Genomic DNA, 21,740 nt, shown 5'->3' with positions numbered 1-21,740 from the left:
CGCGAGGCGGGTGAGGGGTTCTCTCCGCGGTGAGAGACCCCTCATCCGTCGCGGACTGCGCATAGCCGATGCAACGCGTCGGCGTCCGAAAGAACGGCGGCCAAAGGCCGCCTATGGCCACCTTCTCCCACAAGGGGACAAGGGAAGATGGCCCGCCTCAAGATTCCCGCGCCTTCCACAATCTCACCAGCGGCCCATCCGCGCCCAGCAGCGGGTCGGTCTTCGGCAGCTCGACCTGCGGAATCGTCTTCAGCGCCTTCCGATGATTTTCCGGCGTCGGGCGCGTCACGTGCATCCTGGGGCCGGGCGGATAGGCGCCGACCACGGAAAAATCTGGGCTTGCGGAAAGACATTGATGCCCGGTGCCGGCCGGCAAGATCGCGACGTCGCCCGCCGCGATCTCGAATTCCTTGCCGCGGTCGCCGCCGAAGCGGACCCTGGCATGGCCGCGGGCGATGCCGAGCGCTTCGTGGACCGTCGCATGATAATGCAGATAGTCGTAGACGCCGTTGCGCCACATGTCGCCCCAGCCATTCTTGCCGAACAGTCCCTCGATGGTTTTTTCGGGATGATCGCTGTCGACGTCGATTGCGGCCTTGTAGACCAAAAACGGCATCGGGTTGTTTGGAACCAGGCCGTCATCCGCAAAGGTGATGGTGAGAGGCTTGATATCCTCGCTGACGACCGACATGGCAATTCTCCCGCACTTTTTTATCGGCGCATGATCACTGGACCAACTAATTCGTTGGCCCAGCCCAACCGGAATGATCACGCCGATAGCGCAGGTTCAACCGCCGGCGGCGGCTCACGTTCCCTTCGCGGGAGGGGGAGTGGGTTCTGTCGGCTGTTTCGTCGGCCCGACACAGGCACCTTTAACCGCGCATTTTACGATCGAAGTTGGAGCGCCTTTGGTCGATGCAGCGGGCGAGCCGTTGGTCGCTGGAGGCGGAGAGCCTGCGGTCGATGCAGGCGGCGGTGGCGCGACCGCGGTCGTCACGGGCGGAGTTGGGGAAGCCGAAATCGTTCCGGTCTTGGGTTTTGGCACGACGGCGGTATTTGTTGGCGCGGGACCGCCGAGCACATTCTGTTTGACGGGACCCGGTCCGCCAACAACAACCGGTTTCTTTGCCCCGCCGCCGATAGCGGTTTGCGCCAAGGCCGGACTAAAAGAGGCCGGATTAAAAAAGGCGCACATGCACAGAAAACTGACCGATATCACTGCTCCGCTTTTCATGAGCGCGTCCTTTCAAGGAAGTGCGGCAGTCGACGATTGCCGCTCTCCAGCGATCTTACAATGATTGACGATCGCTTGCACTAAATGTCATTTTCACATGACCGGGAGAAAAGGGGAATGACGTGAAACCTGCCATCATTGTGACGGCGCTGATGCTCGGCATGCTGCCGGCCGCGCGAGCCGATGCCGCTTCACTTGCCGCGCCCGCCGGCCGCAACGCGTGCCTGGTCGAGGTTCTTCATTCCGAAGAACTGCCCTATGCACCGGATTATCATCACCTCGTCAAAGCGACCCTGCTGGTGACGCCACCCGCCGGCCCTGCCTTTGAAACGACCGTGCTGAAATACATCACCTGGCAGGCGCCTCCTCCGCGTGAGGGCCAAAGACTCAGAGTGTGGTGCGATCCGGCCAATCTGGGTACCTTTCCGTTCCATTGAGCGGCGCGGCTTCAAGCCGGATGAAACGGGTGAGATTTAAGCGCGCTTCTTCGCCCGCATCAGCTCGGCGAACCGCTTGAACAGATAATGCGAATCGCGCGGGCCGGGTGAGGCCTCGGGATGATACTGCACCGAGAACACCGGCTTGCCGTCGAGCTGGATGCCGCAATTGGAACCGTCGAACAGCGAGACATGGGTCTGCGTCGCGCCCTTCGGCAGGGTCGCCTGGTCGACGGCAAAACCGTGGTTCATCGAGGTGATCTCGACCTTGCCGGTGGTTTCGTCCTTTACCGGGTGATTGGCGCCGTGATGGCCCTGATGCATCTTTTTGGTCTTGGCGCCGACCGCCAAGCCCAGCATCTGATGCCCGAGGCAAATTCCAAAAGTCGGCGTGCCCGATGAAATCACCTTCTGGATCACGGGTACGGCGTACTTGCCGGTTTCCGCGGGATCGCCGGGGCCGTTGGACAAGAACACGCCGTCCGGCTTCATCGCCAAAATGTCTTCGGCCGAGGTCGTCGCCGGCACCACGGTGATCTTGCAGCCCTCGCCCGCGAGCAGGCGGAGAATGTTGCGCTTGATGCCGTAATCGATGGCGACGACGTTGAATTCAGGCTCGGTTTGCCGTCCAAAACCTTTTTCCCACGCCCACGGCGTTTCGTCCCAGGTAAAACGCTGGCCGGATGTGACCAGCGGCACCAGGTCCATGCCCTCGAGGCCCGGCCATTCGCGCGCCTCTTCTTTCATCCCGTGCAGGTCGAACTGGCCGTTCTTGGCGTGCGCGATCACGGCGTTCGGCATGCCCTTGGAGCGGATCAGCGCGGTCAGCGCGCGGGTGTCGATGCCGGAAAGCCCGATGATGCCGCGCGCCTTCAGCCACTGGTCGAGATGGCGCGTGGCACGGTAGTTCGAGGGATCGGTGATGGCCGAGCGCAAGATCACGCCGCGCGCGCCGGGCGTCGCCGCCATGTTCACCGTCTCGATGTCCTCGTCATTGGTGCCGACATTGCCGATATGCGGGAAGGTGAAGGTGATGAGCTGCCCGGCATAGGAGGGATCGGTGAGGATTTCCTCATAGCCGGTCATCGCGGTATTGAAGCAGACTTCGCCGACCGCATGGCCTTCCGCGCCGAGGCCGAAACCTTCCAGCACGGTGCCATCGGCAAGCACGAGGAGCGCGGTCGGCGTGAGGTCCGGCCAGGCTGAGGCGTTTTCCGTTATTGTCATGAGCGCATTACATAGTCGTCACGCCTAGCGAGGTCAAAGCCGGAAACGGCGGATCCACATGCGCCATGCGCCTATTTGACAGGCGGCCGCCAGCTTTTAAGCTGGGGCTCGTAGCTATCAGCCGATTTTCATCAAATTCCTCCGATCCCGGAGCCGGGCATGGACAATTCGATGCCGATCTTGCTCGTTCCGGGCCTCGGCGGCTCGCCGCGGATCTATGCCCCGGTGGCGCCGGCGCTGTGGCGATTTGGCCCGGTCACGGTCGGAAACCACATCCGCGACGACAATATGGGCGCCATCGCGCGGAGGATATTGGCCGAGGCGCCGCCGCGCTTTGCGCTGGCCGGGCATTCCATGGGCGGCTATATCGCCTTTGAGATCATGCGGCAGGCGCCGGCGCGGGTGGCAAAACTGGCGCTGATCAACACCCAGGCGCGGCCCGATACGCCGGAGGCGACCACCCGCCGCCGCGGCCAGATCGCGCGGGCGCAGGCAGGAGAATATCACGCCGTGCTCGATGATCTCTTTCCCGGCTTCGTGCATCCGTCGCGGCGCGACAACGCCGAACTGCGCCAATTGGTGCACGACATGGGCGATGACATCGGCGCAGACGCCTTCGTCCGCCAGCAGACCGCGGTGATCGGCCGTGCCGATTCACGGCCGTCACTGGCCTGGATCAAATGTCCGACGCTGGTCTTGACCGGCGACGAGGACAACACCATTCCGAATGCGCTCTCCGCCGAGATGGCGGACGGCATCCACGGCGCGAAACTCGTGATCCTCCAGAATTGCGGCCACCTGCCGCAACTGGAGCAGCCGCAGGCGACCGCCGACGCCCTGGTCGAATGGCTGCGGATCTAGTTGTTATATGCCAGAGTTGTTTGACGGCCGCGAACGGCCTAGATCAGGGGCTTTAAGATAATGCGGCCTTACCGGCTCGCGAGAGGATAAAGACGATGCTGCGCGACGACATCAATAACGCGGTCAAGGACGCGATGCGGGCCAAGGACGAGCGCAAGCTGTCCACGCTGCGCATGGTCAATTCGACCATCAAGAACGCCGACATCGCCGCGCGCGGCGAAGGAAAGCCGCCTTTGACCGACGCCGACCTGCTCGGCGTGTTCCAGAAAATGATCAAGCAGCGCCAGGAATCGGTCGAACTCTACGAGAAGGGCGGCCGTGCCGAGCTCGCGGCAGGGGAGCGCGAGGAGATCGCGATCATCTCCGCTTACTTGCCGAAGCAGATGTCGGACGCCGACGTCAACGCCGCGATATCAGCCGCAATCGCCGAGACCGGCGCCGCCGGGATCAAGGACATGGGCAAGGTGATCGGCGTGTTGAAGGCGAAATACGCGGGCCAAATGGATTTTGGCAAGGCCAGCGGCATGGTGAAGGCGGCGCTTTCTTCTTAACCTCGCCCCGCCTGCGGGGAGAGGTCGAAGCCGGAGCGAAGCAAAGGCTTCGGGTGAGGGGGCTCTCCGCGATCACGGCGTTTGTGGTGACAGCCCCTCACCCGCTCGCTACGCTCGCGACCTCTCCCCGTGAAGAACGGGGAGAGGTAAAGTAAGAAGATTCTCAACTAGCAGGAAAATCCATGTCAGTGTCGGTCGCCGAAAACCTCGACGGTGCAGAACCCATGTTGTTCCAGCCGTTCACGGTCCGGGGGCTGACGCTGAAGAACCGCCTAGTGGTGCCGCCGATGGTGCATTACCGCGCCGCGCCCGGCAACACTTGCGGCGCCTTTCACAACGTGCATCTCGGCCGCTATGCGCTCGGCGGTTTTGGGCTGGTCTTTGTCGAGGCTACCGCGGTCGAACAGGTCGGCCTGATCAATGAACATGACCTTGGCATCTGGAATGATGCGCAAGTGCAGAGTTTCAAGCCGCTCATCGCCTTCGTGAAGGGTGAGGGGGCCGCGATCGGCATTCAGCTCGCCCACGGCGGGCGCAAGTCGTCCTCGCAGCGGGCGATGGACGGCATGGGCCCGCTCACGGCGCAGGAAATCAAGGCCGGCGCGAAACTGTGGCAACCCGTCGGCCCCACCAGCGAACCCGTCGCGCCGGGATGGCTGACGCCGCACCAGCTCACGACCGACGAGTGCAGGGCGATGGTGCGCACCTGGGCGCATGCTGCCAGAAATGCGGTCAAGGCCGGCTTCGACGTGATCGAGATCCACACCGCCCACGGCTATCTGCTCGCCTCGTTTCTTTCGCCCGTGTCCAACACGCGCAATGATGAATATGGCGGCGACCGCCAGGGGCGCATGCGCCTGCCGCTCGAAATTGTCGAGGCGGTGCGGCGTGAAATGCCGGATACGATGCCGCTATTTGTCCGCGTCTCCGCTGTCGACGGCGCTCAAAACGGCTGGAACCTGGATGACACAATTGCCTTCGCGTTTGAATTGAAGGCCCGCGGCGTCGACGTGATCGACTGCTCTTCGGGGGGCATTTCAGGCTCGGCGACGGCAGCGCAAGTCCCGCGCGGCCTCGGTTTCCAGGTGCCCTATGCCGAGCGGGTCCGCAACGAAGTCGGCATCGCATCGATGGCGGTCGGCATCATCCTCGAAGCGCAGCAGGCGGAATCAATCCTCAAGAACAAGCAAGCCGACCTCATCGCGGTCGGCCGGCAATCCCAGTTCAATCCGAACATCGCCCAGCACTGGGCGCATGATCTCGGCCTCAACCGCAGATTCGAGGACTGGCCGGCGGAATATGGCTGGTGGCTCGAAAAGCGAATCCGAACCATCGAAGGGTTTGCCACGCCGACCGGGGTCGTGAGGCGGGATGTCCAGGGCGTCAACGCCAAGGAGTAACGCAACTCGTCTTACGTGCCCTTATCAGTAGCACCGCATGATGTTGACGGTTTGCTCTCTGCCGTCATGCCCGGGAATCGTTACGGTTTCCGCCGGGCAGCTCGACACATAGGGCCGGTCGGAAGGAGCGACCGCCGGCGGAAATCGATGGGCCCAATCCCAGGGAACATCATATGTTTGCGTGTAATGGATATCGCCTGATGTCGGTTGCGTGCCGCCGACCACCGGTTCGCCACCCGGTGACCCGTAGCCGTAATCCTCTACGCCCGGCCAAAAGAACGCTGCATTGTTTCTCCGGTGGTGGTGCCGGAACAATTGGGCGGCAGAGGCATGGGAAAACGAATGCGTCGGGGTTACCCCTCCGCGAAACGCTGCTCCCGACCTGGCGAACGTCTCGTTCGGGGCAAGCACAAGCGCAACCACGCCGAGCGACGCGATCAACGCTCCATACATTCTATACGTCATGGCACATACCAATCCGTTGGTTAACTAAGCAGCTCCCCAACGCACGCTAGGCCGGGCCTTCTGAGCCCGCAAATGCATAATTAATTTTTAGTTAAGGCGTAATGTTAACAAGGGAACCCTACCGTGGAACTGGCGCTGGGGCCGTCCATCTTGGTGCGGTTTGAAGACGCCCGCGTCGAATATTGTCAGGGGCGTCGAGGGTGTTGCCAGTGAAGAGATACCCCATCGCACGTGCGATGGGGTGAGCTCAGCGCGAGCACTCGCCCTCAATCGTTGTCGGCGGTGTGGTCGTGATCATTGCCGGGCGGCAGGGTGCGGCCCGTCAGCTGGTCCCAGAACGCGCAACTGTGCGTGGTCGCGAAGTTCGTCTCCGTGGCCGGCGTCGGCGGCACGAGCGACTGCATCACCTGGCGTTCGCGATGGAAGCGCGGCCAGTGCGGCGAGTCATTCCCGTTGGGGTTGCCGCTCTCGGCGAACTCCGTCCAATAGCCGACCATCTTGTCCGACAGCTGCTGTTGATTGCCGTTGAGCGGGGTCTGCGGGAGATTGAGACCAAGTCCCGATGGGCTCGCGAACGGGAAGATGTACTGGATCTCCGCGGCGTGCGCTGCGCCGTACCGGAAGCTCACGGCGGGCAGGAAGTTCTGCGGCGCATTTTCGTCGTTGAACTCGTAGGCGAAGGTCGGGACGAACTCCGACGCAAGCTCGTCCGCGAACCGCGCCGTGCAGGCGAAGATCGCGTCCGTTCCCAGGGCGCCGACCGCCTGGTCATAAGACGGGAAGCTGCCGCCCGGATATTGCGCCTGGACTGCCGCGACCGCCGGGCTCCCGGGAGGGATCGCGAGCGTGGCGGCGATCACGGCCGGATAGGTGGCGGCGGTCGCGGGGTGGCCGGTGAGGTCGAGGTCGAGCGCCACGAACAGGTTCCACTCGTCGTGATTGGAGCCGTTGATCAGCGGGACGCGATTGAAGTCGCCGCTTCCGAGCGCGGCGGCGATCGATTGCGTCAGGACCTTGCCGTCGACGTTGGGCGCCGGGCCGAAGCTTGAGACGCCGAGTACAGTCGAAACCGTGAGCGCGCGCAGGCACGTCAGCACATCAGCCGGATTGGGCTGATGGCACCCGACGGCATTGGCAAATTTCGTTCCGGCCGCCTCGGCCTGTGCCAGCGTCGGCTGCGTCAGCATATAGCCGCCGCTCTCGACGATCGCGCGATGGAATAATCCCTTGGCCGTCGGCGACACCAGGTTGACGAACGTGCTCAGTCCGCCCGCGGATTCGCCGAACACCGTCACCTTCTCCGGGTTGCCGCCGAACGCGCCGATGTTCCGCCGCACCCACTTTAAGGCAGCCTGCTGGTCCTCGAACCCGTAATTGCCGGATATGTGATCGGGCGACTCACCGGTCAGCGCCGGATGGGCGAGGAATCCGAGCGCGCCCAGCCGGTAGTTGATGGTCACGACGACCACGCCGCGCGCCACCAGCTTGGTCGCGTCGAACTCGTTGCTCTCGCCAACCGCGAGCGCGCCGCCGTGGATCCACACCATCACCGGGCGGCCGTCGTCGCGATCAGACTCGCGATCGCCGCCTTTGTTGGGGGTGTACACGTTGAGGAACAGGCAATCCTCGGTCAGCGACGCGTTGCCGAACGGCGTGAACGCTTGCGGACAATGGTTGCCGAACTGTGTCGCGTCCTGCGTGACGGCCGAGGGCGTCACCGGCTGCGGCGGCTTCCAGCGCAGATTGAGGGTCACCGGCTGGGCGTACCGGACGCCGAGGAATTGCCGCACCGTGCCTGTGGTGTCGAGCTTGCCCTGGAACGTGCCGTCCGGCGCCGCCACCAATGTAGAGGCGGCGAGTGACCGGTCGGCCGGCGCTGCCAATGCGAAGGCTATGCCGAGCAGCAGCGCCGGGCAGAGCGTGCCCCGCAGCCACGATCGCGGCCGCGCCGATTGTTGCTGGGCCGCTTGTTGTTGTCGTTGAATGCAAGCGATTTTCCCTCCGAACATGACGTTTCCTCCTGAAGATTGTTGCACTGTTCTTTTTTGTGCGACGCAGCTCGAACCGCCACGCGACCCAGCAAGCCCAGAAGGATTTTCTTTTTCCGAGCCTCGGGGGAGCAAGGTTGACAGCTCGATATCGCAGGTTGAACGATACTGCCCAAGTTATGTCGCGCGTGTGAAAGGCCTCGCGCGCACTTCTGTGCTCATCTCGCAACACCCGATCTTGTTCCTCAGCTTGGAACAGATCTTCGGACTCCACCTCGATAAGGAGGTAGTGCTAGCTTGAGGATACCGGGGCTGAGCGGTTTTTTAGTCTAATGAATTTTGAGCCCGGTGGGCCGCTGGCCATACTGCCGGCGGCCCTTTGCCCATTCGCGCGAGCCCCCGACGATACAGGAGGGTTCATGCCGAAGCGGCCTGGGGCAAATTACTTCGATCTCTCGAACACCAGCGTCGATGTAGCCATTTCGCCGCTGATCGGATTTTTGAGCAGCGGGGTGGGGATCGTGAGCCTGTTGCCGTCGAGCGACAGGAAGCGCGTCTGGTCAGTACCGGTCCATTCTTCATTCCACGCGATGTCGACCTTATTGGTCATCTTCAGGCCTTGCGAATTATTGGGGTCGGGCGAGAACGTCACCAAGCCCGAATAAGCGAGCTCGCTCTTTTGCAACGCGGCGAATTCCTCGGTCGTGCTTGCCGCCTTGCGGCCGTCGCCGGTCTCGATGATCATGAAGCGATGGTCTTGTGTGATGATCAGGATGCCTTTGGGATGCTCACCGAGATTCTCGATCACCTTGTCGCTGCCCTCCACCTGACGGACCGTCGACAACATTTTCCAGGTCCCGACGAGATCCTCCGGCGAGAGCGCCGAGGCCGGATCAGCGGCGCCTAGCATCAGCGCGATCAATCCGAATGAGGCGATAATCCGCTGCATGAAGGTCTCCCTGTGCCTGGCTGCTTTCGATTTATCACAAGTCGAGGCAAGCTCCGACGACACAAGAGGGTTTATGTCGAGGCGGCGATCGTCTAGCCTGACACAATGCTTACCGAAACCACCGACTACGAAAAGCTCTACCGCGATTTTCGCTGGGATATCCCTGAGCGCTTGAACCTTGCGACCGTCTGCTGCGATCGCCATGCCGATGGCTCCAAACGCCTGGCGCTGATCTATGTCGACGAGGAAGGTGTTGCGACGCGGACCTCGTTCGACGAGGTGGCCGAGTTGTCGCGCCGCTTCGCCAATGTGCTGAAGGCGGACGGTCTTGGCCGCGGCGACCGGGTCGCGGTGTTCCTGTCGCAATCGCTGGAACTGCCGATCGCGCATCTGGCGGCGTTTCGATCCGGCATGGTGTCGATCCCGCTGTTTGCGCTGTTCGGCGAGGACGCGCTGGAGTTTCGGCTTTCGAATTCCGGCGCCAAGGCGATCGTCACCGACGAGGCCGGCTGGCAGAAACTCGCCAGGATCCGCGACCGGCTACCCGATCTCAGACATGTCTATGTCATCGGCGATCGTGCGCCTGCCGGCACCAAATCCTTTTGGGCCTCGCTCGAGGCGGCATCTAGCGAGTTTACGACCGTCGACACCTCGTCCGACGATCCGGCCCTGATCATTTATACCTCCGGCACCACAGGCAACCCAAAAGGCGCGCTGCATGCCCATCGCGTCGTGCTCGGCCATCTGCCGAATGTCGAGATGTGCCACGATTTCCTGCCCAAGCCGGGCGATTTGATGTGGACGCCGGCCGACTGGGCCTGGATCGGCGGGCTCATCAACGCGCTTTTGGCGGGCTGGTATCATGGCGTCCCGATCGTCGGCCACCGCGCGCGAAAATTCGATTCCGAGGCGGCGATGCAGATGATGGCCGACTACGGCATCCGCAACGTCTTCCTGCCGCCGACGGCGCTAAAGCTGATGCGGCTCGCCGGCGTCAGGCATGACGGCGTCAGATTGCGCAGCATTTTCACCGGCGGTGAATCGCTCGGCGGCGAATTGCTCGACTGGGTGCGCGCGACCTTCGGCATCGACGCCCACGAAGTGTTCGGCCAGACCGAGTGCAATCTCGTGATCGGCAGCAACTCAAAACTGTTCCCGATCCGCCCCGGTTCGATGGGCAAGGCCACGCCCGGCTTCGACGTCCGCATTGTCAACGACAAGGGCGAGGAACTGCCGCGGGGAAGCCGCGGCATCATCGGTGTTCGCCAGCCTTGTCCATGCACCATGATCGAATACTGGAAAAATCCGGAAGCGACGGCAAAAAAATACGCCGGCGAATTTTTGCTGACCGGCGATCTCGGCGTGCAGGATGAGGACGGCTACTTTTGGTACGTCAGCCGGGAGGACGACGTCATCACGACCGCGGGCTATCGCGTCGGCCCCTCCGAGATCGAGCATACATTACTAAAGCATCCGGCGGTGGCGATGGCGGCGGTGGTCGGGATTCCCGATCCCGTGCGCACCGAAGCGATCAAGGCCTGGATCGTGCTGCGGCCGGGCTTTGCGCCCGACGATGCGCTGGCCCGCGAGATCCAGGAGTTTGTCAAAGTGCAGCTTGCCGCGCATGAATATCCGCGGTTTGTGCAATTCGTGGACAGCTTGCCGATGACGGCGACGGGAAAGGTGCTGCGGCGGGAGTTGCGCGCGCTGGGGTAGGGCTGGCTTACCTCGCCCCGCTTGCGGGGAGAGGTCGAAATTCTCGCATCGCGAGAATTTCGGGTGAGGGGGACTCACCACGAGGACTTCTCTTTCAGAGTTTGCGGAGGCAGCCCCTCACCCCAACCCTCTCCCCGCCAAAGAGCGGGGCGAGGGAGCCCTTCTTGCGTGCGTCCCTTCCGCACGGACGACATCTTCTACGGCGTCGCAATCCCCATCTTCTTCAGCGCCGCCAGCATCTTTTGCGGCGGCTCCATCTTGATGACAAGCGGCTCTCCGGTCTCCAGCACGCTCTTCAGGCTCGACAGGATCGCGGGCCAGCCGGTGCGGCCGCCCGAAAGAATGTCGTCGTCGATCGGGCGATCGTGGGCCTCGGTCAAGGTCAGCCGGACTGCGTTGCCGGCAGGCTCGATCTCGTAGGTCACGAGCGTAGGCCCTAGCTTTTCGATCAGCGCCGGCCAATTGACGTTGAAGGTGATCGTGAGTTTGCGCGGCGGATCGCACTCGATCACCTCACCGCTGATATGCAATGAACCATCCGGCGTGCGCACGACGTACGCACCGCCGATCCTGAGATCGACCTCAACCGAATTGCCGAAAAAATATTTTCGGCTGAATTCGGCTGATGTCAGCGCTTGCCACACCTTCTCCGGGGTGGATGCGATGTAGATCGTATAGACGATCGACGGTTTGAAGTTGTCGATGTTCATTGAAACCCCTCGATGCCGAGTGCGGCTGGAGGAATCGTCAGCGCATTGCCGGTTTCCAGCAGGCTCTTGAGGCCGGCCAGGATCGCCGGCCATCCCTTGGAAATGCCGTCCAGAAGCTTGCTGCCGGCTTCGAAGTCTTCATGGGTGAGCGTCAGCTTCACGACCTTGCCATGCGGCGCGAGAACGAAAACGACCTTGGTCGGGCGCTCCTTGCGGGCGGCTTCGCTCAGCACGTGGTGGAACGTGTAAGACAACCGTCGCGGCGGATCGAACTCGAGAACCTCGCCGACATCGGTAGTGGTGCCGTCCATGACCAGCGCGAAAGGCGAGCCGATCTTCCAATCGGTTTTCAACTCGGTGTTGAACCAGTAACGTTTTGAGAATTCGCTGCTGGTCAGCGCCTCCCACAGCTTTTCAGGCGTGGTCTCGATATAGGTAACGTAGACGAATTCAGGCTTGCGCATCATTTCTCTCCAACTCATGAACTCGCGATCTATGCCGCGCCTTGCTGGGCGCTCTCGTCTTCGTACCAGTGCGCGCGCAGCACGCGGCCGGCCTCCAGATAGCTCTTCAGGCTCGACAACACGAACGGCCAGCCGCGGCTGATGCTCTCGAACGCCTTGCTGCCGGGCTCGAAACCGTCGTGAACGATGGTGAGCCGGACCTGATCCTTCTGCGGCTCGATCTCGAAGGTGACGCGCGACGGCGGTTCTGTGTCCATGCCGCTGTGCTGCGGATGAAACGAATAGGAAAGCCTACGCGGCGGATCGTATTCGAGCACTGTTCCGGTGACGTCGGTCTCTTCACGTTTGAGCTTGAGCGCGAACGCGGCGCCGATCTTCCAGTCCGAGACCACGCGATTGCCGGCCCAATATTGCTCCGACATTTTTGCATCCGTCAGCGCTGCGAAGACTTTTTCGGGCGTCGAGGCAATGTAGATGACATAGACGAATTCCGGCTTACTCATCGCGCTTCTCTCCAGTTGTGGTTTCAATTCGGTGCGACAGAGATTTCAGCGGGCTTTCTTCCAATTCCGGCGTGTCATCGGCAGCGAGGCTCCGGTTTCCAGCAGGCTCTTCAAGCTGGACAGCACAGCCGGCCAGCCGGCGCTGATGTTGCGCAGCGTCTCAGGCGTGAGATCGCTGTGGGTGACGGTCAGGCGCGCCGAGCCCATGAACTCCTCGATCTCGAACGTGACGCGCGAAAAGGCCGCTTTGTCGGTTTCGTCCGGCCGCGCCCATGTCAGCACCAGGCGCCGCGGCGGGTCGCTTTCAACGATGTGGCCTGCGACCGCAATGTCGGTCGCATCGTCATAGTTTTCGTGCCGCCACGCCGAGCCGATCTTCCAGTCCGACTGGTTGCGATGCCGGCCCCAGAATTCTTTCGTCATCTCGGGGTCCATCAGCGCCTGCCAGATCTTTTCAGACGGCGCATGAATGTAGATGACATAGACGAATTCCGGCTTACTCATCGCGGTTCTCCAGTTGTCGTTTTAACTCGGTAAGCGCGACAAGTTTGGCGCGCTCGAATTTTTTGATCCAGCGTTCGCCGATCTGGTGGATCGGCACCGGGTTGAGGTAGTGCAGCTTCTCGCGGCCATGCTTGAAGGTCGTGACGAGGTTGGCGTCTTCGAGGATCACAAGGTGCTTTGTGACCGCCTGCCGCGTCATGGCGAGGCCGTCACAGAGTTCGTTCAGGGTCTGTCCGTTGTTGGCGTGAAGCCGGTCCAAGAGCGACCGCCTGGAAGCATCGGCCAGCGCTTTGAAGACCTCATCCATGGCGGACACAATAGGCAACCAAATGGTTGCATGTCAAGCCGCAGTTTTTCGCCGTCGGTTTCTTGGGGCCAAGGCGTGAGGTTTTTGCTGCCTGAGGGAACTCAGACTCGCCGCACCATCGCGGGCGTGAGGTCTCTCACGGATGGCGCGCCAAGCTGCGCCATGGCGTTGCGGGTTTCGGCGCGCAGGATGGCGAGCACGCGCTCGACGCCCGGCTGACCGAACGCGCCGAGCCCCCAAAGATAAGGCCGGCCGATACAGACGGCTTGCGCGCCGATCGCGAGCGCCATGACGATATCGCTGCCGCGGCGAAAGCCGCTGTCGACCAGGACCGGCATGCGGCCGCCGACCGCGTCGACAATTTCCGGCAGCACCGCGATGGTCGCACTGACGCCGTCTTCCACACGCCCGCCGTGATTGGAGACGACGATCGCATCGATCCCGGCCTCAGTGGCGAGCTTTGCGTCTTCGAAGCCAAGAATGCCCTTGAGCACGAGCTTGACCTTGACCGCATCGCGCAACCGCTTGATCAGGTCCCAGGTCAGGTTGGTAACGACGGTCGTGCTGACGCCGCCGAGATCGATGCCGGCAAAATTCGGTTTTCGCGATAGATAGTCGTTGAGGCCGTGACAGCTTCCGCATTCGCGCGTGTCGGTTCGCCGCAGTCTGACAAAGGTCTCCCATTTCGCCGGCGTTCGCACGTCCAGCGTCACCACGATCGCCGGCGCGCCCGCGGCCACCGCCCGTTTGACCAGGCCTTCGGCAACTTCCCAGCGTTGCGTGGTGTAGAGCTGAAACCACACCGGCGCGCCGCGCGCGGCGATGGCGTCCTCGATCGAGGTCGTTGCCACGGTGGATAGAATTTGCAGATGATTGCCCGCTTTCGCCGCCTTGGCGACGGCGATCTCGGCATCGGGGTGAAAGGCGCGGTTGCTGCCGGTCGGCGCAATCACGATCGGGCTATCATATCTGGCGCCAAGAATCTCGATGCTCATGTCGATGTTGCTGACATCGACCAGCCGTCGCGGCCGCAACGCAAATTTCCGAAAACCCTCGCGGTTGGCACGCAGCGTTGCTTCGTCATCGACGCCCGTTGCCATGTAGCCGAAATGCGCGGGCGGAACATTCTGCTTCATGACCGGCTCGAAATCGAACACGTCGAGCGCCTGCTTGGGATCGGTAATCAATTTGTCGAGATCGCGCGGCGCCCATTCGGCCGGGTCGGACGGACGCAATGCTTCCGCCAAAGCCTCGCGCGCGAACAGCGGACTAGCAGCGAGGAATTGCAACAAACGGCGGCGGCTGGCGAGCTGAATGTGATGCGGCGACATCGTTGGCTCCCCCAAAAAGAAGAGATACTCGCGCATTCCAAGCTTCGCCGCACGCTGCATTGCACTCTGCGCATTCAGCATGCCAGGCGTAGTGCAATCGGGGCGGCCTTCGCTATGATAGCTTTGCCAAACCAGCCAACGAAGTTTGGTTTTCGACAGCCCGGGTGGAAAAAACATGAACCGTTACGTCAAATCGGCAACCTGTCTCTTGATTTTCTTGATCGCCTCAAGCGTCGGCGTCTATGCGCAGAGCCAGATAATCGGCGCTCCGCCCGAAGCTTCCAATATGAAGCTGGTTGGTTGGAACGACCTGCAGGCGAGGAGCGCCTATCAGCCGACCATCCACCATCAGGGTGACCGCTGGATCGCCTATATCGGTCATCACGGCGGCACCGACGATATTCCGGCGCCGATCAATCCGCTGACCGGAAAGGCCGAGCCGAACGGCACCTCGATCGTCGACATCACCGATCCCGCGCAGCCCCGATATCTGCGGCACATTCCGGGGCAGGAAGGAAAATATGAGTCCGGCGGCGCGCAGATGGTGCGCGTCTGCGACGGCAAGGCATTGCCCAAGGGCGACCGCAACGCGGTCTATATGCTACGCACCTTTGGCAGCGAGGCGCACGAAATCTGGAACGTCGCGGACCCCGCCAATCCCGTGCTGGTCACGCGCATCGGCGGCTTGAAGGACACGCACAAAAGCTGGTGGGAATGCGACACCGGCATTGCGTTTCTGGTGTCGGGCGCGCCGGACTGGCGCACGCGCCGGATGACGCAGGTCTATGATCTCAGCGATCCCGCGCATCCGACAAAAATCAGGGATTTTGGTCTCCCCGGTCAGGAGCCGGGCGCAACCGGTGCGGTGCCGACCGAGGTTCACGGGCCGATCTCGACCGGGCCGCAAGGCAACCGCATCTATTTCGGATACGGCACCGACAAGGGCGGCGTGCTGCAGATCGTCGATCGCGACAAGCTCATCAACGGCCCGAAGGAGCCGACGCCCGAAAACCTCCGCTTTCCGGAAATTGCGCGAATGCCGATGTCGGCTTTCAACGGCGCTCACACCACGTTCCCGATGTTGAAGATGCCGATTGCCGAATTCGCCCATGACAAGGACGGGAGCAGCCGCGACATCGTGATGATCGTCGACGAGGCGATCGTCAACGAATGCGCCGAGCCGCGGCAGATGGTGTGGTTCGCCGACGTCACTGTCGAGAAAAATCCGATGATGATCTCGAGCTATACGGTGCCGGAAAAGAGCGGCTCGTTCTGCGAACGGGGCGGGCGGTTCGGCTCGCATTCCTCCAACGAGAGCATGGCGCCCGTCTACTACAAGAAGATGGCGTTCATCGCCTTCTTCAATGCCGGCGTGCGCGCGCTCGACATCCGCGATCCCTATCATCCGACCGAGGTCGGCTATTTCATTCCCTCGATCACGGCGGCGACCGACAAGCGTTGCGTCACCAGCGAAGGCAAGGACCATTGCAAGGTCGCGATCCAGACCAACAATGTCGAGACCGACGAGCGCGGCTATATCTATATCGTCGACCGCGCCAATACCGGCCTGCATATCCTCGAACTGACCGGCTCCGCGCGCGCGGTCGCCGGGTTGCCCTGATGCGCGGCGATTTCAGATGCGAAGACTGCTGCTGAGCGCGTTTGCGATCGCGATTTTCGCGCTGTCCGGCTCCGCCGGTTACGAGCGGGCGCGGTCGAACGCGGACGGCTGGCGCGAAATCGCCTGGCCGTTTCCGCGCGACGGCTGGCCGGCGGGCCGCGCCTTCCGCTGCGAAAACGAGTTTTGCGGCGAGCAGGTCGAAATCTATGTGCGGCCAAAAATCGGCTTTTGCAATTGCGATAGCGGCGTCGCCGATGACGACGAAGTCGACCGCGTCGCTGATCTCGATTTGATCAGCGAACGGTTTGCCCCGCTTGAACCGGGGAGGGTGATCCGGATTGCCGATATGCCCGGACGCTTGCGGGCCTATGATCTCCGCATGTCCGAGGGTTCGCCGCATTCGGCAATCGGCATCGCCGTCTCCCACCGCTGCGACCTCTTGGTGGCGGTCGCGCAAGGCACGGGCAAGGCGTCAGTTGTTCAGCGCGTAGCGCTGGAGTTTCTAGGCTCGCGCGAGATCATGCGCTGGATGAGACTCGTGATGGACGGAGGGTAAGGCGTGCTTAACCTCGCCCCGCTTGCGGGGAGAGGTCGGATTGCGAAGCAATCCGGGTGAGGGGGACTCACCGCGCATACGGTATTCGTGGAGGCAGCCCCTCACCATAGCCGATGCTTCGCATCGGCGTTCTTCTATCTAGAACGGCGGCCGTAGGCCGCCTATGCCCTCTCCCCGCGAAGAGCGGGGCGAGGGAGAAGGCGGCTATTGCCCGTGGCTGACCAGCACGTAGCGGCACGCGGGAGACAGCTTTGGACGATTTTCCTTGAGGCAAGCCAGAATGGTAAAATCGCCCTGATCCATCAGCTTGCGGCAGAAGCGCTGCACGTCGCGGGTGCAAGCCTTCTCTTCTTGCTCCGTGCCGCTGTGAGCGAGGACGCCGGTTGAAATCAGGAGAAATAGCAGGGCGAGCGTCAGTAAGGCTTTTTGCATGGTGTTGCCTCCATTAGACTTCAGACAAGTGCAACGCGATCGAAGCGCGAGGTGCCGTTCATTCCATCGCCATCGCATGGTCGTTGTCGGCAGAAATTGGCGTGTGCTTCAGCAGCAGGATGAGTGGAATGGCGGCAAGTGGAAGGATCATCATCAGCTTGAAATCGTCGATGTAGCTGATGATTGAAGCCTGGGTTTGGATGACCTGATCGAGCGCCGCGCGTCCGCTCGCGGTCCAGGGACTCAAGGCCTGCCGCACGGTGCTGTTGTCGAATGCGTGATTGAAGGCTGTGACATGGCTCGCGATCGTCGCGTGATTGACCTGATTGTTTCTGATCAGCAGATAAGACACGATCGATATGCCAACACTGGACCCGACGTTACGGGAGAGGTTGAACACACCGGTGCCGTCCGCTCGCTGCTCGGGCGGAAGTGTGGCGAAGGTGACGGTGTTAAGCGGAACGAACAAAAATCCAAGCCCGGCTCCCTGGATGAATCCGGTTACTGCGATCGTCCATTGCGAGACGTTCGGATTCCATCCCGTCATGTCGTACATGGCCCAGGCCGTCAGCAGCAGGCCGGTCAGGATAAGAAGCCTTGTATCTATGCGCCCGACGAGGCGGCCGACCAGAAACATGCAGACCATGGTGCCCAAGCCCCGCGGGCCCATGACGATACCTGCGGTCACCACGGGATAACCCATCAGGGTCTGCAAATAGGGCGTCAGCAACGCCAGTGACGCGAGATAGGTTATTCCAACGATGAAGATGAACAGCACCCCGACCGCGAAATTTCGATCGAGAAACAGTCTGGGATTCACGAAGGAGTTTTTCGCGGTAAGGGTGTGGACGAGGAAGATGTAAAGTGCCGATGCGCAGACGACCGCCTCGATCAGAATTTCGAAGGAAGAGAACCAGTCAAGTTGCGCACCCCGATCCAGAAACACCTGCATGGCGGCAATGGAGATGCTCAAGCTGCCAAATCCGAGCCAGTCAAGCTTCGCTGCCGTGCTGATCTTCGTCTCGCTGAGAAAGAACGATATGCCGGCGAATGCGAGCGCTCCCAGAGGCACGTTGATATAGAATACCCATCGCCAGCTGTAGTGGTCGGTCAGCCAGCCGCCGATCACCGGACCCAGCACCGGCCCGACCATCACCGAGACGCCGAATACGGCCATGGCAGACCCGCGTTCTTCCACCGTATAGATGTCGAGCAGAACGGACTGGCCAAGCGGAACCAGCGCTGCGCCGAAGAATCCTTGCAGCAATCGGAAAACCACGATCTGGACCAGCGACTGCGCGATGCCGCACAGCACGGATGCAAGGACGAAGCCGACGACGGCCGCCATCAAGACGCGCTTGCGGCCGAATTTGCTGGCAAGAAACCCCGATGGCGGGGTCATGATGGCCGCGGCCACGATATAGGAAGTCAGCACCCAGTTAATCTGATCCGCGCTTGCCGACACGCTGCCCTGCATATAGGGAAGCGCGACATTGGCGATCGTGGTATCGAGCGCCTGCATGATAACGGCCAGAATCACACATGCCGTGATCGCGCCGCGGTTGATCGGCTGTGGAGCGCCGGCAATAGCGTCAGCCATCTTTAGCTTCCGATGACGATCCAAAAAGATCAGTTATAAAACTGGGCAGCCCGCGCTCATGCCCGGTGTCGACATTCACCTCGACGCTCATGCCGACGCGCAGCGGCGGCTTACCGGGGGCATTACTGACACTGACACGCATTGGAATGCGCTGGACGACCTTGACCCAGTTTCCGCTGGTATTCTCCGCCGGCAGCAGGGAAAAGCTCGATGCTGACGCTGGACTTATGCTTTCGACAGTGCCGACCCACCGCTGGCCTGGAAAAGTATCGACCTCTACCGTCACTTTCTGTCCCGGCTTGACGTAGGTCAGCTCGGTTTCCTTCGGGCTCGCCTGAACCCAGACGTGATCGGTCGAGACGATGTTGAATGCCGTTGCCGCGGCAGCAAGGTACTGGCCGGGCTGCAGCGACGGTACGTTGGTCACGATGCCGGCGAAGGGGGCTCGCACGATGGTGTGCGCGAGCTGGCGCGCGGCCTCGTCGCGCGCGGCCAATGCATCCTTGTATCGCGGATGATCCTCGATCGGCGCGTCGGGGTTGCCGTTGAGGTTTGCGGCAATGCCTGCAAGCTGCGCATTCAGCGAGGCAAGCTTCTGCTGCGACCCTTGCAGGGTATTGCGGGCGGCGTCGAAGGTGGCTTTTGGCGTAAAGTTGTTGGCAATCAGTTGCTCCTGGCGCTGGAAGTTGACCATGTTGAAGTCAACATCCTTCTGGGCCTGTTCAACCTGGGCCTGCATGTTGCGGTAGTTGGTCTGGAGCGCAACGAGATCGTTTCGCGTGTTTCCGATTTGGGCCTCGGCGCGATCCAGTGCGAGCCGAAACTGCAGATCGTCGAGCTTGAACAGGACGTCGCCTTTCGCGACCTTCTGATTGTCGTGAACCGAGACCTCACGAACGATTCCGGACACGTCGGTCGACAATCCGACCATGTCGGCCTGCACATAGGCATTGTCCGTCGACATCACGGCGCCGCCTGTCACATAAAAATATCCGCCGGCGATGAGCGCCACCGGCAGCAACGCGAACATCAACGGCCGACGCAACGATTTCTTCGACGTCACGGAACTCGCCGCCGCAGCGGCGAGGGGCGGTTCAGCCGACGGCCTCGCCTCGGGCTTGCGATCGTCTGGGCCGACTTTTGATTCTGGTTTGACGACCCCGCCTGTGCCTGAAGCCTTGGCCTCCGACAGACGGCGCGTCAGGTGACGGATCTTGTGCTCGGGACGGGGGCCATCGATTTCTTCGACGTCTGCACCGCGGATGCCTGAATGGATTTCGTTCGGATTAGCCATGACTTGCTCTATTTCCTTCCACCCGCCCATCACATGCGCGAGCCAGGTTTCGCGTCGAACTTGAGTGCGGCGTTGCAGACGCCTGAATCCGGCAACGGCCGGTTCAGGGCCAGGTGCGCGAAACCGGGCCTTTAAGACTTACTTTACAAACCGTGGTCATACCGTTAGCCAGTATCAAAACCACACTGTATCGTTTACATAATACAGTTTCAGGTGACTGACAAGGAGGATTTTGGATGACGATGGATGGAAGTGACGTTGTGGAACGGGTGAAGGAATCGAGCAACACACGTTGCGAAGCAAACACTCGGCTGGAGACGAAGCAGTCGCTCGCGTCCGCGCCAAGTCCCCCGTAGCAAAATCGTTGTTAAGCAAGCCGGGAAAGAGTCATGTGTTCACGTCGACAATCGCATGTCCGGCCATTTGCGCTGTTAGCTGCAATGTTGGTTCTTGCCGGCTGCAGTTCTCTTCCTCGCACATCGTACACGGCGTCCGATGCGGCATCTTCCCGGGTGTTGGATCTCGGCGAACTGCGTAGTTATGCGGACGAGCCTGCATCGACTTTTCTCAAGACGAATGTGAATCCTCGAGCCGGCGTTCTCAGCTATCTTGCATTGTCGGGGGGCGGCGCCGATGGCGCATACGGTGCCGGTGTGCTGAACGGTTGGACGGCGGCAGGGACGCGTCCCGAATTTTCAGCAGTTTCGGGGGTGAGCACGGGTGCCCTGATTGCCCCATTTGCATTTCTCGGCCCTGCTTACGACGAGACATTGCGAGACGTCTACACCAGCGGCATCGCCGAAAGCTTGCTCAATACGCCAAGCGTCGTGCATGCTCTCTTCGGATCCGGCCTGTTTGGAAATACGCATCTGCGCGAGCTTGTTGCCCGCTATGTCGGCCAGAACATGCTCGCGGCAATCGCCGCCGAACACGCCAAGGGCAGAAGGCTTCTCATCGTCACGACCAATCTCGATACGCAGCGCACGGTGATCTGGGATATGGGCCGCATCGCGGCGATCGGGTCCCCCCAGGCGCTGGATTTATTCAGGGATGTCCTGGCCGCGTCCGCAAGCATCCCGGTGGTGTTCCCGCCGATGCTGATCGATGCCGAAGCGAACGGGCGTCGCTTCCAGGAGATGCATGTCGATGGAGGCGTGACGGCGCCGGTCCTGACGTTGCCGGAAGCATTCCTCTTGCGAAACGGAGCGTTCGCCAGAGGTCTTCGCATGAACATCTATGTCTTGGTGAACGATAAGGTCGAGCGAGACTTCCAGCTGGTGCCGAACAGCACGATCGGCATCGCCGTACGAGCTTCCGCGTCGGTAACCAAGACGCAGATCCGCTCGGTGCTCTATGAGACCTATGATTTCGCTCGCCGCAACAATTTCGGATTCAATCTGACCTACATCGCCAAGGATGTTCCGTCACCTGGCGCATCCGGTTTTGAAACCAGCTACATGCGCTCCCTTTTTCAATACGGATATGACAAGGCCAAAACCGGTGATTTCTGGGCGAAGGCGCCGCCACCGGATGGTTCCTTGCAGAGCGATTTTCGTTACCGAAGATCGGCAACGATGCAATGAGGGGCGA

General features: G+C 61.4%; 23 protein-coding genes. 9 read left to right on the top strand and 14 right to left on the bottom strand.

The features are described 5' to 3' along the window. Window positions 1-157 precede the first annotated feature (157 nt). Window positions 158-691 carry a hypothetical protein gene (locus B5526_RS12705; RefSeq protein WP_079538492.1) on the bottom strand — a complete coding sequence of 178 codons (534 nt, stop codon included), beginning with the start codon at window positions 689-691 and terminating at the stop codon, window positions 158-160. Between the two features lie 139 nt (window positions 692-830). Between B5526_RS12705 and B5526_RS12700 the strand changes: the two genes are divergently transcribed. Continuing rightward, window positions 831-1,298: a hypothetical protein gene (locus B5526_RS12700; protein WP_154071285.1), complete on the top strand. Its 468-nt coding sequence runs from the start codon at window positions 831-833 to the stop codon at window positions 1,296-1,298. 58 nt (window positions 1,299-1,356) lie between these two features. Continuing rightward, window positions 1,357-1,671 carry a hypothetical protein gene (locus B5526_RS12695; RefSeq protein ID WP_079538490.1) on the top strand — a complete coding sequence of 105 codons (315 nt, stop codon included), beginning with the start codon at window positions 1,357-1,359 and terminating at the stop codon, window positions 1,669-1,671. 36 nt (window positions 1,672-1,707) lie between these two features. Here the strand turns inward: B5526_RS12695 and carA are convergent, their stop codons facing one another. Beyond that, entirely contained in the window at window positions 1,708-2,898 is a 1,191-nt protein-coding gene (gene carA / locus B5526_RS12690; protein ID WP_079538489.1) for a glutamine-hydrolyzing carbamoyl-phosphate synthase small subunit, read from the bottom strand. Window positions 2,899-3,057: 159 nt separating this feature from the next. Here carA and B5526_RS12685 point away from each other — a divergent pair, with 159 nt between their 5' ends. The 3 genes from B5526_RS12685 (at window position 3,058) to B5526_RS12675 (ending at window position 5,710) form a co-directional block, all read left to right on the top strand. Then, entirely contained in the window at window positions 3,058-3,759 is a 702-nt protein-coding gene (locus tag B5526_RS12685; RefSeq protein ID WP_079538488.1) for an alpha/beta fold hydrolase, read from the top strand. A 95-nt stretch (window positions 3,760-3,854) separates the two neighbouring features. Next, window positions 3,855-4,310, top strand: coding sequence for a GatB/YqeY domain-containing protein (locus tag B5526_RS12680; RefSeq protein ID WP_079538487.1), 456 nt, complete (start codon window positions 3,855-3,857; stop codon window positions 4,308-4,310). 182 nt (window positions 4,311-4,492) lie between these two features. Beyond that, window positions 4,493-5,710, top strand: a complete 1,218-nt coding sequence (locus tag B5526_RS12675) for an NADH:flavin oxidoreductase/NADH oxidase (protein ID WP_079538486.1) — start codon at window positions 4,493-4,495, stop codon at window positions 5,708-5,710. A 24-nt stretch (window positions 5,711-5,734) separates the two neighbouring features. Here the strand turns inward: B5526_RS12675 and B5526_RS12670 are convergent, their stop codons facing one another. From B5526_RS12670 to B5526_RS12660, 3 genes are all read right to left on the bottom strand, one after another. Further along, a complete protein-coding gene (locus B5526_RS12670; RefSeq protein ID WP_079538485.1) occupies window positions 5,735-6,175 on the bottom strand; it encodes a hypothetical protein in 441 nt (146 codons plus the stop codon). 266 nt (window positions 6,176-6,441) lie between these two features. Continuing rightward, complete coding sequence (locus tag B5526_RS12665; RefSeq protein ID WP_172842038.1) at window positions 6,442-8,058, bottom strand: carboxylesterase/lipase family protein; 1,617 nt, start codon at window positions 8,056-8,058, stop codon at window positions 6,442-6,444. A 547-nt stretch (window positions 8,059-8,605) separates the two neighbouring features. After that, on the bottom strand, window positions 8,606-9,112 hold the full coding sequence (locus B5526_RS12660) for a lipocalin-like domain-containing protein (RefSeq protein ID WP_172842037.1): 507 nt from the start codon (window positions 9,110-9,112) through the stop codon (window positions 8,606-8,608). 105 nt (window positions 9,113-9,217) lie between these two features. Between B5526_RS12660 and B5526_RS12655 the strand changes: the two genes are divergently transcribed. Next, window positions 9,218-10,828 carry an acyl-CoA synthetase gene (locus B5526_RS12655; RefSeq protein ID WP_079538483.1) on the top strand — a complete coding sequence of 537 codons (1,611 nt, stop codon included), beginning with the start codon at window positions 9,218-9,220 and terminating at the stop codon, window positions 10,826-10,828. A 197-nt stretch (window positions 10,829-11,025) separates the two neighbouring features. On the opposite strand, the gene B5526_RS12650 is transcribed toward B5526_RS12655, so the two are convergent. The 6 genes from B5526_RS12650 to B5526_RS12625 all read right to left on the bottom strand — a co-directional run bounded on the left by B5526_RS12650 (window position 11,026) and on the right by B5526_RS12625 (window position 14,647). Beyond that, window positions 11,026-11,538 carry an SRPBCC family protein gene (locus B5526_RS12650; protein WP_079538482.1) on the bottom strand — a complete coding sequence of 171 codons (513 nt, stop codon included), beginning with the start codon at window positions 11,536-11,538 and terminating at the stop codon, window positions 11,026-11,028. Further along, complete coding sequence (locus B5526_RS12645; protein WP_079544954.1) at window positions 11,535-12,002, bottom strand: SRPBCC family protein; 468 nt, start codon at window positions 12,000-12,002, stop codon at window positions 11,535-11,537. Before B5526_RS12645 ends, B5526_RS12650 begins: the two co-directional genes overlap by 4 nt. 29 nt (window positions 12,003-12,031) lie before the next feature. Next, entirely contained in the window at window positions 12,032-12,505 is a 474-nt protein-coding gene (locus B5526_RS12640) for an SRPBCC family protein (protein WP_079538481.1), read from the bottom strand. Between the two features lie 45 nt (window positions 12,506-12,550). After that, window positions 12,551-13,009: an SRPBCC family protein gene (locus B5526_RS12635; RefSeq protein WP_079538480.1), complete on the bottom strand. Its 459-nt coding sequence runs from the start codon at window positions 13,007-13,009 to the stop codon at window positions 12,551-12,553. After that, window positions 13,002-13,316, bottom strand: a complete 315-nt coding sequence (locus B5526_RS12630; protein WP_079538479.1) for an ArsR/SmtB family transcription factor — start codon at window positions 13,314-13,316, stop codon at window positions 13,002-13,004. The genes B5526_RS12635 and B5526_RS12630 overlap by 8 nt, the downstream gene beginning before the upstream one ends. 101 nt (window positions 13,317-13,417) lie before the next feature. Continuing rightward, window positions 13,418-14,647: an alpha-hydroxy acid oxidase gene (locus B5526_RS12625; protein WP_079544953.1), complete on the bottom strand. Its 1,230-nt coding sequence runs from the start codon at window positions 14,645-14,647 to the stop codon at window positions 13,418-13,420. Window positions 14,648-14,822: 175 nt separating this feature from the next. Between B5526_RS12625 and B5526_RS12620 the strand changes: the two genes are divergently transcribed. Together B5526_RS12620 and B5526_RS12615 are read left to right on the top strand one after the other, a co-directional pair. Then, complete coding sequence (locus tag B5526_RS12620; protein WP_079538478.1) at window positions 14,823-16,268, top strand: LVIVD repeat-containing protein; 1,446 nt, start codon at window positions 14,823-14,825, stop codon at window positions 16,266-16,268. A gap of 16 nt (window positions 16,269-16,284) precedes the next feature. Further along, window positions 16,285-16,824: a hypothetical protein gene (locus B5526_RS12615; RefSeq protein ID WP_079538477.1), complete on the top strand. Its 540-nt coding sequence runs from the start codon at window positions 16,285-16,287 to the stop codon at window positions 16,822-16,824. A gap of 204 nt (window positions 16,825-17,028) precedes the next feature. Here the strand turns inward: B5526_RS12615 and B5526_RS12610 are convergent, their stop codons facing one another. From B5526_RS12610 to B5526_RS12600, 3 genes are read right to left on the bottom strand one after another with little or no spacing between them, the layout of a single operon-like run. After that, entirely contained in the window at window positions 17,029-17,256 is a 228-nt protein-coding gene (locus B5526_RS12610) for a hypothetical protein (protein ID WP_079538476.1), read from the bottom strand. 58 nt (window positions 17,257-17,314) lie between these two features. Beyond that, window positions 17,315-18,856 carry a DHA2 family efflux MFS transporter permease subunit gene (locus B5526_RS12605; RefSeq protein ID WP_079538475.1) on the bottom strand — a complete coding sequence of 514 codons (1,542 nt, stop codon included), beginning with the start codon at window positions 18,854-18,856 and terminating at the stop codon, window positions 17,315-17,317. Beyond that, a complete protein-coding gene (locus B5526_RS12600) occupies window positions 18,849-20,150 on the bottom strand; it encodes an HlyD family secretion protein (RefSeq protein ID WP_244562281.1) in 1,302 nt (433 codons plus the stop codon). Before B5526_RS12600 ends, B5526_RS12605 begins: the two co-directional genes overlap by 8 nt. A gap of 389 nt (window positions 20,151-20,539) precedes the next feature. Here B5526_RS12600 and B5526_RS12595 point away from each other — a divergent pair, with 389 nt between their 5' ends. Beyond that, window positions 20,540-21,733, top strand: a complete 1,194-nt coding sequence (locus B5526_RS12595) for a patatin-like phospholipase family protein (RefSeq protein ID WP_079538474.1) — start codon at window positions 20,540-20,542, stop codon at window positions 21,731-21,733. Window positions 21,734-21,740 lie beyond the last annotated feature (7 nt).

It is taken from the genome of Bradyrhizobium lablabi (assembly GCF_900141755.1).
In the GTDB taxonomy this organism is placed as follows: domain Bacteria; phylum Pseudomonadota; class Alphaproteobacteria; order Rhizobiales; family Xanthobacteraceae; genus Bradyrhizobium; species Bradyrhizobium lablabi_A.
This window is presented reverse-complemented; position numbering and strand designations above follow the sequence as displayed.

Excerpts from the sequence above, each read along its gene's own strand:
- B5526_RS12645 (WP_079544954.1), bottom strand. The coding sequence starts at position 12,002 with ATGCGCAAGCCTGAATTCGTCTACGTTACCTATATCGAGACCACGCCT.
- B5526_RS12605 (WP_079538475.1), bottom strand. The coding sequence starts at position 18,856 with ATGGCTGACGCTATTGCCGGCGCTCCACAGCCGATCAACCGCGGCGCG.
- B5526_RS12620 (WP_079538478.1), top strand. The coding sequence starts at position 14,823 with ATGAACCGTTACGTCAAATCGGCAACCTGTCTCTTGATTTTCTTGATC.
- B5526_RS12640 (WP_079538481.1), bottom strand. The coding sequence starts at position 12,505 with ATGAGTAAGCCGGAATTCGTCTATGTCATCTACATTGCCTCGACGCCC.
- B5526_RS12625 (WP_079544953.1), bottom strand. The coding sequence starts at position 14,647 with ATGTCGCCGCATCACATTCAGCTCGCCAGCCGCCGCCGTTTGTTGCAA.
- B5526_RS12660 (WP_172842037.1), bottom strand. The coding sequence starts at position 9,112 with ATGCAGCGGATTATCGCCTCATTCGGATTGATCGCGCTGATGCTAGGC.
- B5526_RS12675 (WP_079538486.1), top strand. The coding sequence starts at position 4,493 with ATGTCAGTGTCGGTCGCCGAAAACCTCGACGGTGCAGAACCCATGTTG.
- B5526_RS12670 (WP_079538485.1), bottom strand. The coding sequence starts at position 6,175 with ATGACGTATAGAATGTATGGAGCGTTGATCGCGTCGCTCGGCGTGGTT.
- B5526_RS12655 (WP_079538483.1), top strand. The coding sequence starts at position 9,218 with ATGCTTACCGAAACCACCGACTACGAAAAGCTCTACCGCGATTTTCGC.
- B5526_RS12680 (WP_079538487.1), top strand. The coding sequence starts at position 3,855 with ATGCTGCGCGACGACATCAATAACGCGGTCAAGGACGCGATGCGGGCC.
- B5526_RS12615 (WP_079538477.1), top strand. The coding sequence starts at position 16,285 with ATGCGAAGACTGCTGCTGAGCGCGTTTGCGATCGCGATTTTCGCGCTG.
- carA (WP_079538489.1), bottom strand. The coding sequence starts at position 2,898 with ATGACAATAACGGAAAACGCCTCAGCCTGGCCGGACCTCACGCCGACC.
- B5526_RS12685 (WP_079538488.1), top strand. The coding sequence starts at position 3,058 with ATGGACAATTCGATGCCGATCTTGCTCGTTCCGGGCCTCGGCGGCTCG.
- B5526_RS12635 (WP_079538480.1), bottom strand. The coding sequence starts at position 13,009 with ATGAGTAAGCCGGAATTCGTCTATGTCATCTACATTCATGCGCCGTCT.
- B5526_RS12705 (WP_079538492.1), bottom strand. The coding sequence starts at position 691 with ATGTCGGTCGTCAGCGAGGATATCAAGCCTCTCACCATCACCTTTGCG.
- B5526_RS12650 (WP_079538482.1), bottom strand. The coding sequence starts at position 11,538 with ATGAACATCGACAACTTCAAACCGTCGATCGTCTATACGATCTACATC.
- B5526_RS12630 (WP_079538479.1), bottom strand. The coding sequence starts at position 13,316 with ATGGATGAGGTCTTCAAAGCGCTGGCCGATGCTTCCAGGCGGTCGCTC.
- B5526_RS12610 (WP_079538476.1), bottom strand. The coding sequence starts at position 17,256 with ATGCAAAAAGCCTTACTGACGCTCGCCCTGCTATTTCTCCTGATTTCA.
- B5526_RS12600 (WP_244562281.1), bottom strand. The coding sequence starts at position 20,150 with ATGGCTAATCCGAACGAAATCCATTCAGGCATCCGCGGTGCAGACGTC.
- B5526_RS12595 (WP_079538474.1), top strand. The coding sequence starts at position 20,540 with ATGTGTTCACGTCGACAATCGCATGTCCGGCCATTTGCGCTGTTAGCT.